General features: G+C 56.8%; 15 protein-coding genes. 7 read left to right on the forward strand and 8 right to left on the reverse strand.

What is annotated here, in order from left to right:
• Window positions 1-35: 35 nt before the first annotated feature.
• Both FTW19_RS22645 and FTW19_RS22650 read right to left on the reverse strand, forming a co-directional pair.
• A complete protein-coding gene (locus FTW19_RS22645; RefSeq protein WP_147649851.1) occupies window positions 36-776 on the reverse strand; it encodes an SDR family NAD(P)-dependent oxidoreductase in 741 nt (246 codons plus the stop codon).
• A 274-nt stretch (window positions 777-1,050) separates the two neighbouring features.
• Complete coding sequence (locus FTW19_RS22650; protein WP_246153454.1) at window positions 1,051-1,410, reverse strand: hypothetical protein; 360 nt, start codon at window positions 1,408-1,410, stop codon at window positions 1,051-1,053.
• Between the two features lie 59 nt (window positions 1,411-1,469).
• On the opposite strand from FTW19_RS22650, the gene FTW19_RS22655 reads away from it, so the two are divergent.
• On the forward strand, window positions 1,470-2,378 hold the full coding sequence (locus FTW19_RS22655; protein ID WP_147649853.1) for a LysR family transcriptional regulator: 909 nt from the start codon (window positions 1,470-1,472) through the stop codon (window positions 2,376-2,378).
• A 299-nt stretch (window positions 2,379-2,677) separates the two neighbouring features.
• On the opposite strand, the gene FTW19_RS22660 is transcribed toward FTW19_RS22655, so the two are convergent.
• The 3 genes from FTW19_RS22660 to FTW19_RS22670 form a co-directional block, all read right to left on the reverse strand.
• On the reverse strand, window positions 2,678-4,006 hold the full coding sequence (locus FTW19_RS22660; protein ID WP_222705496.1) for a glucoamylase family protein: 1,329 nt from the start codon (window positions 4,004-4,006) through the stop codon (window positions 2,678-2,680).
• Between the two features lie 403 nt (window positions 4,007-4,409).
• A complete protein-coding gene (locus FTW19_RS22665; protein WP_147649855.1) occupies window positions 4,410-4,811 on the reverse strand; it encodes a putative quinol monooxygenase in 402 nt (133 codons plus the stop codon).
• A gap of 76 nt (window positions 4,812-4,887) precedes the next feature.
• Window positions 4,888-5,838, reverse strand: coding sequence for an AraC family transcriptional regulator (locus tag FTW19_RS22670; RefSeq protein WP_147649856.1), 951 nt, complete (start codon window positions 5,836-5,838; stop codon window positions 4,888-4,890).
• 179 nt (window positions 5,839-6,017) lie between these two features.
• Between FTW19_RS22670 and FTW19_RS22675 the strand changes: the two genes are divergently transcribed.
• From FTW19_RS22675 to arr, 5 genes are all read left to right on the forward strand, one after another.
• Window positions 6,018-6,785, forward strand: coding sequence for an SDR family NAD(P)-dependent oxidoreductase (locus FTW19_RS22675; RefSeq protein WP_147649857.1), 768 nt, complete (start codon window positions 6,018-6,020; stop codon window positions 6,783-6,785).
• Window positions 6,786-6,797: 12 nt separating this feature from the next.
• Window positions 6,798-8,213 (forward strand): (R)-mandelonitrile lyase, encoded by a 1,416-nt coding sequence (locus FTW19_RS26375; RefSeq protein ID WP_222705497.1) that lies wholly within the window; start codon window positions 6,798-6,800, stop codon window positions 8,211-8,213.
• 32 nt (window positions 8,214-8,245) lie between these two features.
• Window positions 8,246-8,620: a DUF2255 family protein gene (locus FTW19_RS22690; protein ID WP_147649859.1), complete on the forward strand. Its 375-nt coding sequence runs from the start codon at window positions 8,246-8,248 to the stop codon at window positions 8,618-8,620.
• A 27-nt stretch (window positions 8,621-8,647) separates the two neighbouring features.
• Complete coding sequence (locus FTW19_RS22695; protein ID WP_147649860.1) at window positions 8,648-9,646, forward strand: aldo/keto reductase; 999 nt, start codon at window positions 8,648-8,650, stop codon at window positions 9,644-9,646.
• A gap of 537 nt (window positions 9,647-10,183) precedes the next feature.
• Entirely contained in the window at window positions 10,184-10,597 is a 414-nt protein-coding gene (arr, locus tag FTW19_RS22700) for an NAD(+)--rifampin ADP-ribosyltransferase (protein WP_147649861.1), read from the forward strand.
• A gap of 151 nt (window positions 10,598-10,748) precedes the next feature.
• Here the strand turns inward: arr and FTW19_RS22705 are convergent, their stop codons facing one another.
• The 3 genes from FTW19_RS22705 to FTW19_RS22715 form a co-directional block, all read right to left on the reverse strand.
• Window positions 10,749-11,633 carry a TIGR03435 family protein gene (locus FTW19_RS22705; protein WP_147649862.1) on the reverse strand — a complete coding sequence of 295 codons (885 nt, stop codon included), beginning with the start codon at window positions 11,631-11,633 and terminating at the stop codon, window positions 10,749-10,751.
• 390 nt (window positions 11,634-12,023) lie between these two features.
• The gene (locus FTW19_RS22710; RefSeq protein ID WP_147649863.1) at window positions 12,024-15,023 is read right to left on the reverse strand and encodes an Ig-like domain-containing protein; all 3,000 of its coding nucleotides are present in this window, start codon (window positions 15,021-15,023) and stop codon (window positions 12,024-12,026) included.
• Window positions 15,024-15,345: 322 nt separating this feature from the next.
• Window positions 15,346-16,755, reverse strand: coding sequence for an amidase (locus tag FTW19_RS22715; RefSeq protein WP_147649864.1), 1,410 nt, complete (start codon window positions 16,753-16,755; stop codon window positions 15,346-15,348).
• Between the two features lie 111 nt (window positions 16,756-16,866).
• Between FTW19_RS22715 and FTW19_RS22720 the strand changes: the two genes are divergently transcribed.
• Window positions 16,867-17,430: a TetR/AcrR family transcriptional regulator gene (locus tag FTW19_RS22720; RefSeq protein WP_147649865.1), complete on the forward strand. Its 564-nt coding sequence runs from the start codon at window positions 16,867-16,869 to the stop codon at window positions 17,428-17,430.
• Window positions 17,431-17,533: the final 103 nt, after the last annotated feature.

The raw sequence follows: 17,533 nt of genomic DNA on the forward strand, positions 1-17,533 counted from the left end.
CTGGTTGCGCCTATGGCCTGAACGCGCGTGACGCCTCAGGCGTTCATTCCGCCATCAACGGTCAGATTTGCTCCGGTGATGTATGAAGACTCAGGACCGGCGATGAACGCCACCATTGCGGCGATCTCCTCAACGCGTCCATAGCGGTCGAGCGCTGTGGCGGCCTTTTGCGGTACCGCCCAATCACCCGAGGCAGGATTCAAATCCGTGTCGATCGGACCCGGCTGCACGTTGTTGACCGTAATGCCCCGGCCTCCAACCTCTCTGGAGAGAGCCTGGGTAAACATCTTTACGGCACCCTTCGTGGCCGCATAGGGCACAAGCCCCGGCGCAGCAGCGCGCTCGCCTACGCACGAACCAATATTGATGATTCGGCCACCATCACCCAGGTGCTTCAGCGCAGCCTGTGTGGTAGCAAGTACGCCGCGAACATTGATGTCGATTACGCGATCTATCTCCTCCTGCGTAGCCTCTTCGAACGATTTCGGAATGGCTGTGCCGGCATTGTTCACAAGCACGTCTAGCCGGCCGAAGGTAGCGACGGTCTTTTCGACCGCAGCTTTGACTGCCCCGACGTTGGCAGCGTCTGCCTGGATTGCAATGGCTTTTCCGCCGCCGAGTTCAATCGCCTTGACTACAGCTGAGGCCGCACTGGCGTCCTTGGCATACGTGAAGGCTACGTTTGCTCCATCGGCGGCCAGACGCTTCACAGTCGCTGCGCCAATACCCCTCGAACCGCCGGTAACAAGTGCCACTTTGTTCGCTAACTTAGACATGGATCTCCTTGGTTTTTCAAAATGATCGATCGATTCGCTGATCAACTGACCGCCAGCGCATTCCTGCCTGCCAGACGTTTATCTGATGTGTGAGTTTTGCAATCAGATTTGGCAGCCTTAGGAATATCGTCCATTCCTAAATGGAATGCGTAAGGAGTGCGCACAATTTATATCGCTGCCCTTTAGACCATAATGACGTTCAGCCGCAACACGAACGACATGCTCAGAACGCAGAAGCGTCCAGAACATGTCACTTTAAGGCTCTTTTGCGAGGCTAGTTGGGCACCAATTCGTTGACGAAGGGGTAGTCGTTATAACCCAACGAATCGAAAGTGTAGAAAGTATTCCGGTCATACGGTGTGGGCGCAAAGCCTTCCCGGATGCGCAGCGGCAAATCGGGATTTGCCACGAAGTGGCGTCCAAACGCCACGGCATCGGCGATGCCGCTCTCGATGGTGTCCTCTGCGGTTTCAGGTTCGAAGCCACCGGCTGCGAGGATCTTCCCCTTGAAAACCTTGCGAAGTTGCTCGGCAGCGATCGGACCCTCTTCCGGTTTGATCTGATGTGGCATGCCTGCGATGCGATGTGGCAGTTCGAGGAATACAAGCCATTCCCAACGGGAATGTTCCTGCAAACGAGTGAATCGTTCTCGGTCAAAATACAATCCATTCCATAGAGGAATAGGGAGGCTATATGGACAGATTGGATGCGATGCAGACGTTCGTCCGAGTCATTGAGAAAGGGAGCTTCTCCGCTGTTGCGAAAGAACGTGGAATTGGTCAGCCCGCTGTCAGCAAACAGATCTCCGCCCTTGAAGAGGAACTCGGCACCGAGTTGATTCACCGCGCCTCTCGTTCCATTGCTCTGACGGAGGCAGGCCGCGACTTTTACGAGTCAGCTTTGCGCATTCTCGACGACTTTGAAAACGCGGCTTCGCGGATCGGTCGTGGCCAGACCGCCCCGAAAGGCCTCATCCGCGTGACCGTTCCTCCCACATTTGCTCGTCTCCACATGGTGTCAAAACTGCCTGCTTTTTTTGCTGCCTACCCTGATATCGCAGTCGAGATGTCCACATCGGAAAGTCCTGTAACGATTATCGAAGACGGTTTCGACTTGGCGATCCACTCCGGCGATCTCCCGGACTCCCCTCTGGTTGCGCGAAAATTAGGGCAGACGATGATCGTTCTCGTCGCCACTCCTCAATACCTCGCACGCCACGGCGTACCGGAATCACTGGAGGATCTCGGCCGCTTTCGCTCGATCGTTTTTGTTGAACGAAGTTCTGGACAACCATGGAGCTTCGGGGCGGGACAAGACGTGAAACGGGTTATCCCCACAGGGGTGTTTCGAACGAGTGATCTTGAGCAGCTACGAATGGGTGTCCTGGAACATATAGGGATTGCCCAGGCGCCGGCATGGCTCTTCGCGTCAGAACTCAGGGAAGGTACAGTTGTCCGCTTACTCATGCCTCTTGAACGAACAGTGCCAATCCTTGCCGTGCGGCCCGCGAGTCGCAGGATGTCCGCCAAAGTGCGCATTTTCATCGAGCACTTGGAGAAGACTTTCGCGCTTTGTTTCCAATTCAATCCACGATCTAGCTAACACTATGATTCCCACGAATGGGTGTAATGATGTCAGCCAGCGCAACGCATGAGATGGCCATGACCCGTTTGTATCGGAAAGTCGGCATGTGCTTACCAATGCGCCTGATCCAGATTGCGGCTGATTCTCATCTGCCGAGAACAGGGCAATGCGCTCATTGAACCCAATGTCAATGAGTGAATTGGCGATTTATCAACAGTTGATCCGTGTTAGACACTGACGCCCTACGCTGAACAGCACTTCCACGGCAGCGGGCACGCTTGTCTTCACATGTTCCCTTCGAGTCGCAGTGGTTGATCTTATGTCCCATTCAACCAACCGCCGGTAAAGCCTGCTCGCTTCAAACCGCGCACCAGGTTGGGCACTTTGCGGGTGGCGTTCCAGATGATCCCCGTTTTGTAATTCGCGATCATGCCTAGAATCGGCCCCTGATTGTCGCTGAGATAATCATTGTCAACCCAGCCTAAGCGCCCATCAACGCTGCCTGACCTAAGGCTCACATGGGTATCACGGAAGCTCGGGTTGAACGCATCGAAAAAACCGTACGTGCCGTAAAGCCGCCCGCCTTGGAAATTGCGTAAGGCCCAGGCTGCAGGGATGCAGATCTCGGGTGCAAATGGAATCGAGGCTACCGCGGCGATGGGGGCAAGGGTGCCATGGTCTTCCTCATCGGGCATGCCCTTCGGCCCATAGGCCGCATAGCCATAAAACTGCGTCGGCTTGCCTTTGAAGTCTATGACGAGATCGCCTGGTCCATCGCAAGCGCTGAGGCCCCAGATGTCCTTGGAATAACCATCCCAACCCATGGGGTTGGCCATGGCATAGTTGCGCTGCGCATAGGTGGCGCGACGTGAATTCTCGAAATAATCAAACCCGGCCGCGCGCGTGGTCGCATCATAGATGCCGCGATAGTCAACCCACACGGCCCCATATTGATGCGCAAAGTGCGGCGCAAAGGAGAGGTAGCGGTTCGCACCTTCTCCGCGCCAATATTTGGGGAAGGGCGCAGTCCATGCCTCGTAGGCACCCTCCTTAGCCGGGTGAGACCGTGAGCCGAGCGCGAGGAAATAGAGCGCCATGCCCTCGTTATAGCCATCCCAATTTCGCTCAATAAAACCCCTCTCCGGGTGCCAGCCCATCGAGATGGCTTTGCCGCCCGTGCTATTGGCCTGCATCCAATCCCATTCGGTGCGATCCAGCAGACGCTGCGCGAGTGCGCGGATCTCCTTTTCCTTCTCATCCTCCCGGTCGAACCAGCCTTGCGCAAACGCCATGCCCATTTGCAGCCAGCAGGTATCAATTGTTGAAAGCTCCCAATCTGGCAACCGCAGTCCGGTCTCCATATCGATAAAGTGGTAATAGAAGCCACGATAGCCCGCGGTGCCAGACCGTTGTTCGCCCTGCGGTAATTGCTCAAAGAACCGCAGCGTCCGCAACGTGATGTCTCGTGCCTGATTGCGTGTGATCCAACCGCGCTCAACTCCAATTGGCCAGGCAGTTAGAGCGAAGCCTGTCCCCGTGATGCTGCAAGCGGACGGCGTCGACCAACGATCTGCCATCAGGCCGTTGCTATGGTTCACACGCTCCCAGTAAAAGTTAAAAGTGCGATGCTCAATATCGCTGAGCAACTGGGAATCCGAAACGCGCGCCGTAACAGCCTTCGTCCATATCGGACTAGAGACAATTCCGGCGGCAGCAGCGCTGAGGAAACTGCGGCGAGTCAGTGTCAGAGGCTCCCTGGTCATCGTCCAGTCAGTGTAACGGAGGAAGAGACCAGAGCCGGAGCCATGGTTGGCGCTATCAGGGCAATGCACTTATCGAACCGGCCCAGAGTCAGGATTAGTCCTTATAAAGGCCGTTGTCGCCAATGGAGAGGTCAGTACCGAGAAGCCGACTTTCCGTTACCAATTTTGATCTGAATAAGTGACTCGGCGATTTGGCATCAATCCGGGTCGATCGGTGACAAGATGCGCGTTTCACAGGGCAAAAAAGTTCATCTGGACGCGCTTAGGCGCTTCGATGTGCTCCAACTCACTTCGATTTAGAGCCGAGCAGGATCGGATCAGTCTCAATGAGTATGAGCGACTTCACCATCGTTTGCGTCTCGGACTTGTACTTTAGGAAATGGGCTGTCTGTAGATGCGACGCGTATGCAGACTGGCTGCTATAGCTTTCAAAGAGTCGAATCTGATTCGGGTGAGCTTTGACCGACACGGCGTAGAGAGCCAGCACTCCGGGTTCCACCCGGATCGAGGTCTCAATCTCCTCTTTGAGTGCTGCCTTATAGGCCGTCAGTTGATTGGGATCGATCTCCAGCTCTGCGATTCTCACGATGCGTTGCTCAGTCACTTGTGAATACCCGCGTTGAATTTGTATAGAAGCAACGAAGAATGCCAACGGCACGATGACATAGATGGTTCGCTTTGCAAACATGATCTCTCCCGTGCTTCACAGGCGATGTTGGGCGGTAAGGTTTGTCTCGACAATTCGATATCGAACACGAGACTCGTCAACCTCTTGCTTCGGTTACGAGACTATTGGACTTGAGCGCACGGATATCTCGTATCGGTGGAAGACCGAAACAGCGACTGTACTCTCGGCTGAACTGGCTGATGCTCTCGTAGCCGACTTCATAGGCGGCGGTTGTCGCGTCCAAACCATCCATCAACATGCGCTCCCGCGCGGTTTGAAGCCTCAGCATCTTCTGATACTGTAATGGGCTCATCGAGGTCAACGCTCGGAACTGGTGGTGCAGCGTTGAAACTCCCATGCGGGCAGTCTTGGCCAGGTCTTCCACACTCAGTGGTTTTGTGAAGTTCGCACGCAGCCAGGAGATCGCTCTTGCCGTTCGCTGAACGAGATCTCCACTCGTGGCAATCGCGCGGAGACGGCTAGCCTGTGGTGTCTTGAGCAAGCGGTAGATGATCTCGCGTTGGATCAACGGGCTGAGGAACGGGATGTCTTCCGGCGTATCAACAAGATTGAGCAAACGCTGACAGGCATCTAGTAGCCCCAAAGTGGTTTCGCCTACGGCTAGACCTTGCCGGTGCGGATGGGCTTCTGCCTCAGGAAGGTCATCTTGAGTAAGAACTTCGCGAACCATCGGCATATCGAAGCGTAGAAACATGACCAGAAGCGGCGTCTTCTCCGATGCTTCTACGATCTGACTCTGCGCGGGCACGTCGATCGAGGACAAAAGAAATGACGACGAATCGCAGACATATTGGGTTTGACCGAGGATGACATGCTTGCGCCCCTGCACGAAGATGCTCAAGCTGGGCTCGTAGGAAGCTCGGTAGCACGGTGTCGGCTCGTCCCGGTGATAAAGAACTACTCCGGGAACAGCCGTGACATGCTCCCCCGCAGCGCCCGTGATCGACGCGATGCGGCGGGCAAGTTCATGCCTCGCCTCCAATACGGCTGGGTCATCATGGACAATATTTTTCGTCTTGGCAGGCATCCTAAGGCTCTCATTTTAAGCCTAGACCCTTTTGCCGGAAATTTCTGCCCCAAACAGGATCAGGCAAACAATCGGCAGGATTAGGTAAGTAATGTCCTTCTCCTCTCTCTAGTGTTGAAAGTGCCCTCGAAGACGGCGATTCGGGCCGAGATCAGAGAAACGGCCACGAGAGGAAGAAGATGAACATTTCATTTGAAGGTAAGGTGGCACTCGTTACAGGCGCGGCGTCTGGGCTCGGATTTGCAACAGCCAAGGCTTTTGCGGAATCGGAAGCAGCCGTTGTTCTGGCGGACGTGAACGAAACGGAAGTCGAGGCGGCGGCCAACGAACTGGCCTACAAGGGCTTCAAGACCCTGGCGATTCGCTGCGATGTTTCGAAAGACCACGAAGTCGAAGCGATGGTTAAGCAGACCGTTGCGAAGTTCGGTCGCCTGGACGCTGCCTACAACAACGCAGGTATCCAGAACGTCCTTGCCGAAACTGCGGATTCGCCTCGCGACGACTATGACCGCGTCATGGCGGTGAACCTGCGTGGCGTATGGAGCTGCATGAAGTTTGAGCTGCAGGTGATGCGCGAACAAGGCAGCGGCGCCATCGTGAATTGCTCTTCGTTGGGCGGCCTCGTCGGCGGAAATCAACGTGGGACGTACCACGCGGCGAAGCATGGCGTGATTGGTCTCACGAAGAGCGCAGCTCTGGAGTATGCGACTCGCGGCATCCGCGTAAACGATGTCTGTCCCGGTCTGATCCGTACTCCGATGGCCGACAAGATGGAAGCTGGTGGGCAGGGTGAAGCGCTCAAGATGATGCGCGAGACGTTTGTCCCCATGCAGCGCGAAGGTCGTCCAGAGGAAATCGCCAACACCGTTCTATTCCTGTGCAGCGACTTGGCAAGCTATATAACCGGCCAGTCGATCTCGGTCGATGGTGGCTACGTGATGCGCTAGGAGGTACGCAGGATGGGTCGAATCACCGTGAGCGATATGGTGGTAAAGACCGAAGCTGTGGATGGAGCGCCGGCTGACCACGGACGGCGCTCCATCATCAAGGCCGGGCTGGCGGCGAGCATTCTGGCGCTGTGGCAGGCCGAGCCTTCCTGGGCTCTGGAGAATCGAATGTCCAACGAAATGAAACACGGTGCACTTCCCAGCGTTCTGTCAATGAGTGACGTCCACGCTGTTTCACCTGCATTGGCTCACTACACCGAAGAACCGCTTCTCAACGGATTGTGGAAGCGCTCTGAGCTTTCGCCACGTGATCGCAGCGTGGTCACGGTGGCTGCGCTGATTGCCCGCATCCAGTCCATCGAGATGCCGTATCACTTCGTGCTAGCGCTCGACAACGGTGTGAAGCCCGCGGAGCTCTCCGAGATCATCACGCACCTCGCCTTCTACGCAGGGTGGGCCAATGCGATGTCGGCGGTCGCGGTGGCAAAGGACATCTTTCATGCGCGCGGAATCAGTGCTGATCAACTTCCTCCAGTGCATGATAAGTTGCTGCCGCTCAACGAGGAAGCCGAGGGACAGCGTGCGACCCAGGTTGGCAACAACTTCGGAGCCGTCTCTCCTGGTCTTGTGCAGAACACGACGGACCTTCTCTTCCGCGACTTGTGGCTCCGCCCCGCGCTTAAGCCGCGCGACCGCAGTCTTGTGACCGTGAGCGCCTTGATTGCCAATGGGCAGACAGCGCAGATCACCTATCACCTCGGTCGCGCGATGGACAACGGTCTGACGCAAGAACAAGCCTCTGAAGTGCTGACATATCGCGTTTTACGCAGGATGGCCATGTGCATTTTCTGCCCTGCCTGTTGTGAAGGACGTTTTCGAGAAGCGCCAGAAGTAACGCGTAGAAGCCGGACTTCAGCAAAGGAAACCATGAGAATCTTCGCTCTCCCTCTACTTTCACAGCTCGTAATGGTTGGAGCATTTGCGCAAGCTCCTACAGCAGCTCCAGCACCAGACTCTACCAAAGGACTCACGATCAGTCATGCTGGCGTAAGACCCGTCGTTGATGGCTCACCGAAGTTCTTCACAGGCTCCGCCAAGGTCGAGCAGTTGTTCCCGGCAAATGCTCCATCACGCGTCTCAGGCGGCATCGTAACTTTTGCGCCTGGGGCGCGGAGCGCGTGGCATACGCATCCGCTCGGCCAGGTCCTCATCATCACGGCAGGTACAGGCCGCGTCCAAAAGGAAGGCGGTCCGATTCAGGTCGTCCATGCGGGGGATGTGGTTATCATTCCGGCCCATGTGAAGCATTGGCACGGAGCCGCTCCGGACTCCTCGATGTCGCACATCGCAATTCAGGACAATCTGGACGGCGATACAGTTGACTGGTTGGAGCCTGTGACCGATCAGCAGTACAACGGCGGCAAATAGACCACTGTAGATTTCGACCAGGAGGCACTGTGATGAGTGCATGGACAAAAGAAAGACTCCAACAGCTCGCGTCAACGGACGACCTGCATATCGCTCCCTTTCGCGACGATGGCGTGACGCTTGGGACCCCGACGTGGATTTGGTCCGTCGTCGTTGACGGCGAGCTGTATGTGCGGGCATACAACGGAACGGCGTCACGCTGGTATCTGGCGGCATCGAAACAGAAGGCGGGACAGATTACGGCTGCTGGCAAGACGACCGATGTCACCTTCGAGGAGGTCGCAGGCGAGGTGAACGACCGTATCGACGCTGCCTACCGCACTAAGTACGCTTCCAGTCCGTATCTGAAGCCGATGATCGATGATCGCGCTCGCGCGGCAACGGTGCGGATTTCACCCCAGGCCTGACCTGCGGCTGCGCTAAGAAGGAGAGACATGGAAAAGCGTCAACTAGGAAAGAGTGGTCTCGAAGTATCGGCGATCGGCCTTGGATGTATGCGCTCCAGTCCGGGGCATGGTGCTGTCGGCGGAACTAAACAGGAGATGATCGCGGTGCTGAGAAGCGCTGTTGACCGTGGTATCACGCTGTTTGACACCGCGCAGGTCTATGGCCCTTTTGTGAACGAGGAGCTTGTTGGCGAAGCCCTCGCTCCGGTGCGCGGTCAGGTTGTCATCGCGACGAAGTTTGGCTTCCAGTTCGACACCTCGGGCGATCCGCATCCAAATGGTTTGAACAGCCGCCCAGAACACATCAAGGAAACGGTGGAAGCTTCACTGAAGCGGCTTCGCACCGAAAGGATTGACCTTCTTTATCAGCACCGGGTCGATCCGGACGTGTCGATCGAAGAGGTGGCGGGTGCCGTGAAGGATCTGATTGCACAGGGGAAGGTCAGCCACTTCGGCATGTCCGAAGCTGCTGCGCATACCATCCGTCGCGCGCACGCTGTTCAACCAGTCACCGCACTACAGAGCGAATACTCCCTTTGGTGGAAGCGTCCCGAAGAAGAGATTATGCCTATGCTCGAAGAGCTAGGCATCGGCTTTGTGCCCTTCAGCCCGCTTGGGAAGGGTTACCTTACCGGCTCCCTCACCGAAGACACAACGTTCGACAAGGAAGACAACCGCAGCAGCTTTCCCCGGTTCACGGCAGAGGCTCGAAAGGCAAATCGCGTTCTGGTTGACGCAATTGCTAACTTTGCAGCGCGCAAGGACGCGACCTCGGCTCAAGTAGCTCTGGCATGGCTTCTGGCAAAGAAGCCATGGATTGTTCCTATCCCCGGCACGACCCAGCTCCAACGAGTCGAGGAGAACATCGCAGCAACAACATTGGAGCTTACCGCCAGCGAGATACGCGAACTCGACGATCTCACCTCGGCATTCGTTGTCATAGGCGATAGGTACCCCGCCGAAGTTGAGAAGATGACGAACCGGTAGCACCCGACACAGGTAGCTCAAGCCAAGTCCTAGTGTTCTGTTTACCTATCCCCGCTCCGTTGGAGACATCAGTGCACTGCACTTGTCGAACCGGCCCCAGAGTCAGGATTAGTCCTTATAAACGCTCTTCTCGCCAATGGAGAGGTCAGTACCTATAAGCCAACTTCTCGGTACGAATCATGCTTCGATGGGCGCGCATTCTCAGATGCGAATCGCTGAAGCGAAGCACGTTCGGAATGTCTATCTGCAGGGGTAAATAGTTCGATGAACTGTGGCTCTGAAGTCCGCCAATAGCGAATCCAAGCGGCTGAACCTGTGCCAACTTGCCGACTACTCAGACAGGCAAACAGGCGTGAAGCCAACTGCGCCACAGCAAAAGGTTAATTGGGAGATTGAGTGAACTTGGTTGGAAAGAAGAGGAAATAATTCCTCTTCCCATTCTTAACGTATCAGAAGGGTGGGGGCTTGCCGCAAGCGCCTGTTTTTCCTCACGATCATGCGAGTCCATATCTGTTCGCAGGAGGAAACACCAGACCTATGTCAACCAACGAAAGCATGTTTCGCAAGCAGTACTTCCACGGTACCCGGGCCAATCTCTCACATGGCGATCTGATTGTGCCTGGGTATGCTTCCAACTTCGGCGAAGGAAAGCCACTATCGTGGGTGTACTGTACGGGCACGCTCGATGCGGCCATGTGGGGTGCTGAACTAGCCGTCGGCGATGGGCCGGAGAGAATTTACCTGGTCGAGCCGACGGGACCAATCGAAAACGACCCTAACTTGACCAACAAGAGGTTTCCCGGCAATCCAACTCTCTCCTATCGCTCGCGCGAGGCTCTGCGCGTTGTGGCGGAGGTAACGAACTGGCAGGGCCACTCGCCCGAGCAATTGCAACACATGAAGGATGGCCTCGCACGCCTCAAGGCGGAAGGAGGCGAGATCATCGATTGACCGTACCGCACAATCCAGCACAAACGACACCCTTAGGTCTAGTGCAGGGCCGATGCATCTCTGGGCGTTTTCCGCAATGAAAACGCCGCTGCACGCTCGTTCCGGGATACCCGGCGCGGGAGCAATGCTCTGACCAGCCTCTGACCAGCTTTCAATTCGCGTTCAGCGGCGTGACGGCGTCGATCACCGGCAGAGAGACGGTTGCCCGCGATGGTTTCAACGTAATTCCAAGTTGGTCGCGTAACGCTTCCAGCATAGAAGGCCCGGCCGGATCATCCGGTTTACGCATCTGCTGTGGAGGCGGCATCTCCATCGTGAAGTCCCATTGTCCTGTCAGCCCAGTTTGATCCACAACTCTGCGATCAATCTCACCTCGCATCTGCCCAGTCATTCCAACGAAGTTTGCGAACATCTCCATGGTTGTTCCGCGCGACGCATTCAACCACACCCCACCTTCCGCCGGTCTGGCCATATATCCATAGCACAAGGGCGGATATGTGCCCTGCGGCTCGTTTCCGCATGGAACGCCACGCTCATGCGGCACCAGACGAGGCCCGGGCCTTCCTGGCTTTGCCAAACTCATCGCCAGTACCGGCACTTCTTTTTGCTCAAAGTGAATCTTCAGTCCGAACCGTTCCGCTAGCAGTGATTGCATCATCAACCGATACTGATCCTTTGTGAGATGTAGCGGAGCATTGGCTTGTATCTCGTATCGCTGTCCGCTCTTCACCCGGTCCGGAAGCCTGGCCAGCATGACGCGCTCTTCTTCCGGTGTAAGCCACAATTTATATGCAAACCGGATATACGTCGCCAATCCAAAATCCGCATGAAACCGGCCATTCGGGTCGGAAAACCAGTCATCGGCACTCAATGCAAAAGACGGCGGCTTAAACGGCCCATCATCGGGTTTTATCGACGCCACCTCAAAGTTCATGCTTCCACCGGCAGCCTTCTGCCACTCCGGCATAGTAGTTGCCTGTTGCGCGCACATTTGTCCGCATAACCCGCATAGCAGGACACATCTCTTCCAGTTCATTCTTGGACGCCTCCCAGGTTCCAACAGCTAGCGCACACTGAATCCCCTCCACCCCTATGTAGCATTCTGTATTGAGATGGTCAAGGGTAATCGCCCTTCTCGGGCCGGGAGATTCTTCCAGGACATGTCGACAAATTCGATTTGAGCTTTTGTTTTGCTTAAGGGCACGGCTTTTAGCCGTGCCGTATGGCCCTCAACTAAGGCGCGGCTTTTAGCCGCTGAGGGCATAATCCCGGCACCTCAGCGGCTAAAGCCACAGGTATTTCAGTGCGGGAACGGGACGGCTAAAGCCGTCCCCTTAAGCAAGACATTCGCACCTGCGGTGCGAAGAGCGCTCGCTGAAACACTAGAGCTCTCATGATTTATTCTTCGAACTTTAGACTCACTACCCTAGTGAAGCGCGTAGACATCGATTTCGCCCATGGGGTTGGTGGCGGTAGTAAGGTCGTGGCCGGTGGAGATGTAAACCTTACCGTTGCCGACGACAGGTGAGGTGAACTTGATGCCGTAGCCGGGAACGTCGGCGGCGTTCATTGAGCTGCTATAGAGCGTGTTCGCGAGATTGTTGGCGTCGAAGGCGAAGAGGGTAGCGTTGGTGGGCGTCGCACGCGCGCTGTTCTGCAAAGGCAGGCCTTGATCGAGCATCCAGACAATACCATTCTGGCTTCCGTCAGCGGAGACGAAAGTGGTGGCGCCGTTGCTGTGCATCGAGACATTCGGCGTGGTGATGGAGCCCGGCGTAAGTGTACCCGCGTAGTTGAACTGCCGGATGCCGGCAGGAATACCGGAAACTGTGGGTGTAACGCCGACGTAGGCGGAGTTATTGAAGTAGGCTGCGGTGCCGAAGTTCTCGTAAGAGATGATGCTGGTTGAGTGGGTGCCTGTGCTATCGGTGCAGCTATCGGTGTAGGACGACACCAGGCCGCTGCTGAAGAAGAAGGTCTGGGTTGCGCCTGCGTCACTGGCCTGCTGCCGGCCTAGGTTGCCGGAGTCGAGCAGATAGAGCTTTCCGGTCTTTCCGCCGATAAGGAGGTGGCCGGTGCCTGGGATAAGCAGAAGTCCACCAGAGGCAAGGTCGGCATCGCGACAGTTCATGTACCGGTAGCCGGCAGGTGTGAAGTAGTCTTCGAGCCTGAGCTGGCTGCTGAACTTCAGTACGGAGTCACCATAGGCGGTCTGGCCATCCCATGGGCCATTCCCGGTGGCGATGTAGATGTTGCCGGAGCTGTCGGCCACGGGGCCTCCGCCGCCCATCCAGACACCGCCTGCTGCAGAATACGTGCCTTCGCCGTCGAGGTTCGGACTGGAGTTGAATACGCCCACCTGCGCGAGGGTTGTGGCGTCGTAGGCAAGCAGCCAGCCGCTCTTGCAGCCGCCCAGGCCGATGTAGATGTTGCCGTTGGCCAGCAGAAGCGCGGCGCGCTGCACGCACGTCGTGTTGAGGTTAACAACTCCGTTGACGGCTTCCTTACTGGTTCCGGCTACCGAGGCCTGGATAGTGACTGGGCCGCCTAACTTCTGGGCGCCCGTAGTGATGTCAAGCGCGTTCAGGCGGAAGGTCCCGCCGATATCTGAAACCTGCGTTGAGACCACATAGAGCGTGTTAGTGGAAGGGTCAATCACCGGCGTTGAGGTGACGCCAAGATTGGGTGCGATGGCTCCACCGGTCAACGGAAGCTCACCAGGCTTGAGGAGCGAAACCTTCCAGAGCGGCGCCATATTGGTGTCGGCATCAAGCGCGTAGACGGAGTCATTCTCGGTCGCGGCAAAGAGGACGTTGTGTTTGGCGCCTTGTATGGTGAGGTCAGAGATGAGCAGCGGCTCGCCATAGACATAGCCGTCGAGCAGGTAGGAGAAGACCTTGCCAAAGGTTTGCGGGTTCACGTTGGCAGGCGTGAGCGAGGCTTCGTGCTCGTTCAGGCCGCTGCGATTCGCATCCATATGCCACGTGGGAATGTTGACGCCGGTGCCGGGTGCAACGGAGACGCTGAGGGGAACGATACCTGCAGATCCGTTATAGCTGGCGGTAAGTGTGGTAGAGCCGGCAGCAACCGCCGTGGCAAGACCGGAGGAAGAGATGGACGCAACCGCAGTGTTCCCGGCAGTCCAGGTGGCCTGCGAGGTGATGTCCTGCGTTGTGCCGTTAGGCAGGGTCTGAATGGCGGTGAACTGTTGCGTCGATCCCATGGCCAGTGTGGCGGGACTGGGCGTGATGGCAATGTTGCTTACCTTGAGCGCAAGCGTTGCTGTAGAAGCGCCACCGCAGTAGTCCCATGCCTCGACGACGGCATTGTAGGAACCGACGGCGAGCGTGAGCGATGTATTAAGCGAGCTCCCGTTGGTCTGGTACACAAGGGAGTTATTGATGTAGATCCCCATGGACGCGATGCCTTCTGCGCAGGTGGTGCTGCCGGCCGTGGCGACAAACTTCACAGGAGAAGTGACGGTGCCTCCGGCAACCGGCGAAGTAACAGCGACGCCGTTCAGGGTCGATCCGCTGGAGACGGTGATGTTAATGGGTGTGGTCGCTGCCCCGCCACAGTAGTCCCACTCCTGTACGACGGTGTTGTTGATGCCGGGCTTGAGAGCGATGGAGGTATTGAGAGAGCTGCCGTTCACCTGATAGACGAGGGCGTTGTTCGCATAGACCCCCATGGCCGCGACACCCTGGGAGCAGCTACCAGCGGCCGTGGCTGTAGCAACATACTGGACCGGAGAGGCGACGGTGCTTCCATTGGCGGGCGAAGTAACAGTGACGCTGCCGTTCGAGGCTGTGACGTTGACGTTTACAACGCTCGTATAGGCTCCGCCGCAATAGTCCCATGCTTGAACCACAGTGTTGTTGAAGCCGGGTTGGAGTGTGAGCCTCGTATTCAAGGAGCTGCCGGAGACTTCGTAGGCGAGGGAGTTATTAACATAGATGCCCATTGCGGCAATGCCCGCGGCGCAGCTGGTGGAACCAGCGGTGGCGACATACGTGACGGGCGATGCCACGGTGCTTCCGTTGGTGGGCGAGGAGACGGAGACGCCGTTCAGGTTCGATCCGCTGGTAACGGTGATGTTGATCGGCGCGGTGGATGCTCCCCCACAGTAGTCCCACTCTTCGACGACGGTATAGTGCGTGCCGGGCTGTAAGCTGATGGCCTGGTTGAGGGTGTTGCCCGCGGCCTGATAGACGAGAGCATTGTCTACATACACACCCATGGCGGAGACGCCCGCCGAGCAGGTTGAAGACGAGCCGCTGGCGACGTACTGAACGGTCGTGCTGGCGGTCGTGGTGTTATTCGCAGGGCTGCTCACAGTCACTGTGGCAAAGGCTTGTGCGGCAATGGCCAGGAAGAAAAGACACAGCGCGTCTATAAGACGGCGGATGCTCGAGGAGGTTTTCATTACGACGCTCTTTTGTGTGTCAGCGTACGTGGTTCTGGTCGTTCAAAAGGGAGAAGCCGAACGCCCCCTATGATGAGTGCCTCTCCTCCAGGAGTTGCCTATAGAAATGTTTGTTTTATGAGGGGCCTTAGAGCACTTTTAATGTTGCTGGGTATCCCGGAAGTGGCGTGCAACGGCGTTTTCATTTCGGAAAACACCTATCGATGCGCACGCCCTGCACTACATCCACAGGAAGAACGCTCTGGCGCTTCAGCTTCGTGCCCATATCTGGAGGCCCAGTGAGCAGGAGCGTTCCCTCCCCTGCCCACTCGCTCAGTGCTATTTAGAGATTTGGGTGCATATCCCGCAAGGGACTTGCCTGCTCCAAAAGGGACGCTACATGAAGAATCGTGGACTCGGCTTGCCAGTTACCCACGATCTGCACGCCGATCGGCATCTCGTCATGGCTCGTACCGAACCGCATGGAAATACCCGGCAGGCCCGTCACGTTTAACGGCGATGTCGCGGACATGATGCCCAGGATGTTCACAGCCTGGCCGTTGATCAGCAACTCCCCCTGGCCATGGCTGAACGACGGAGTAGGCAGGACCGGAGTGAGCAATACATCGTACCTCTGGAAGTACTCAGCATAGCCATCCCTCAACCGCTCCGCGGCCTGTACGGCTTCGATGTACTCCACTGCAGGCGTATCGGGCAACGAGAGCATAAACCTGGCCATATAAGAAACTTCATCCTCGCTGCGGCCGGCCGTCGTCTCCACGAATCCAGGTTTCATCTCAAGGACATGCAGACGGCTGAACACATCAAGCGCAAAATCTCGCTCCAGTGCAGGGATGCGCACGGATTCAACGGTGTGCCCGTAGTCCTTGAGAGCTTCCGCAGCAGCTTTCACCGTTGCCGCGACCTCGCGGTCGATCGGCCCGAAACCAGGCTCCACCAACCAGCCCACACGGAGCGGACGCTTGTTGGAACTACCGATGCCGTTATCAAACGGGATAGCGCTGCTGGAGTAGCCGTCTTGTCCGTCCGGTCCGGCGAGTTGTGCAAAGGCCAACGATAGATCGCGAATACTCCGTGCCATCGGGCCTACATGCCATAAACGGCGCGGCTCACGCGGCCAGATGCCGGTCATGGGAACTCGTCCGTGAGTCCCCTTGAGCGAGACAATGCCTGTGTGGGCTGCCGGACCACGTACGGAGATCGCAAGATCGGTCCCCAGACCAAGCGGAGACATACCCGCTGCGATCGCCGCGGATTCGCCGCCGCTTGAACCACCCGGCGTAAGACTCAAATTCCAGGGATTATTCGTCCGGCCCGTAAGAAGATTGTCGCTTTCAATCCCATAGGAAAATTCCGGAAGGTTAGTCTTCGCGAGCAGAATGCCCCCTGCTTTCTTCAGTCGCGCAACACTGGTCGCATCGGTGTCGGGCGTTCGCCCCCTGAAGATCGGTGTTCCGCGTTGGGTCCGCACCATTGCGGTGTCGATCGAATCCTTTGCCGTGAACGGGACACCATGCAGAGGTCCCAGCTCGTCTCCTCGCTGTACGGACGCCTCTGCCTTCTCGGCAGACTTCAATGCATCATCGGCGATCGTGACGATCGCATTCACCTTCGGGTTAACTGCCTCAATGCGATCGAGGTGTGCCTTCATAACTTCGACCGGTGAGACCTCACGCGTGCGGATGAGTTCGGCCAGTTTCGTCGCGTCGGAATAGATCAGTTCAGTGTCCATTGCTTTCTCCCTACCTGCCACTTGGCAGGTTATGGTGTTTGAGATTCTACCTGCCACATGGTAGATTCAGAAATCGAGAAAGTTTTTGTCACAGAAGCGCGGAGGTGCGTGATGAGTGCAAATGCCCGGGAAGACATTCTGGCCGCCGCGAAGCTTGTTGCCCAGGCTCACGGTTATGCGGGGTTGAACTTTCGTGATCTAGCCGAGCAGGTCGGCATCAAAGCCGCGAGTATCTACTACCACTTCCCCAGCAAAGCCGACCTGGCTGCGGCAGTGGCAAAGCGCTACTGGGAGGATGCCGCAGCTTATCTTGAGTCTTTGCTGCAGAACTCAGCAAAGCCGCTGGAAGCACTGCGTCGCTATCCGGAGACCTTCCGCTGGGCGCTGGAGAACGGCAATCGCATCTGCCTTTGCAGCTTTATGTCGGCGCAGTTCGACGACCTGCCTGACGAAGTGAAGACGGAAGTGCAGATTTTCGCCGATGTCAACATTGCGTGGCTGAAAAAGACGTTGGTTGCTGCTAAGGTCGCAAGCCCCAGGGATGCCGAGAAGCGAGCACGTGCTATCTATTCTGGAATCGTGGGTGCTCAACTGATGGCAAGAAGCCGGGCAGATATCACTCTCTACGACAACCTGATCGAAAGTTACCGCACAACAGGATTGCTTCCTGCCTGACGGCAGGACGGCGTGATCCAGCAGTCCGCTGATGAAAACAACTTCCCCTACAGGTCGTCGGCCCTTTGAAGGTCGGATAGCTCGGCGAGGCAATTTGCCGCTC

This window comes from Terriglobus albidus (assembly GCF_008000815.1).
GTDB classification, from domain to species: Bacteria; Acidobacteriota; Terriglobia; order Terriglobales; family Acidobacteriaceae; genus Terriglobus; species Terriglobus albidus_A.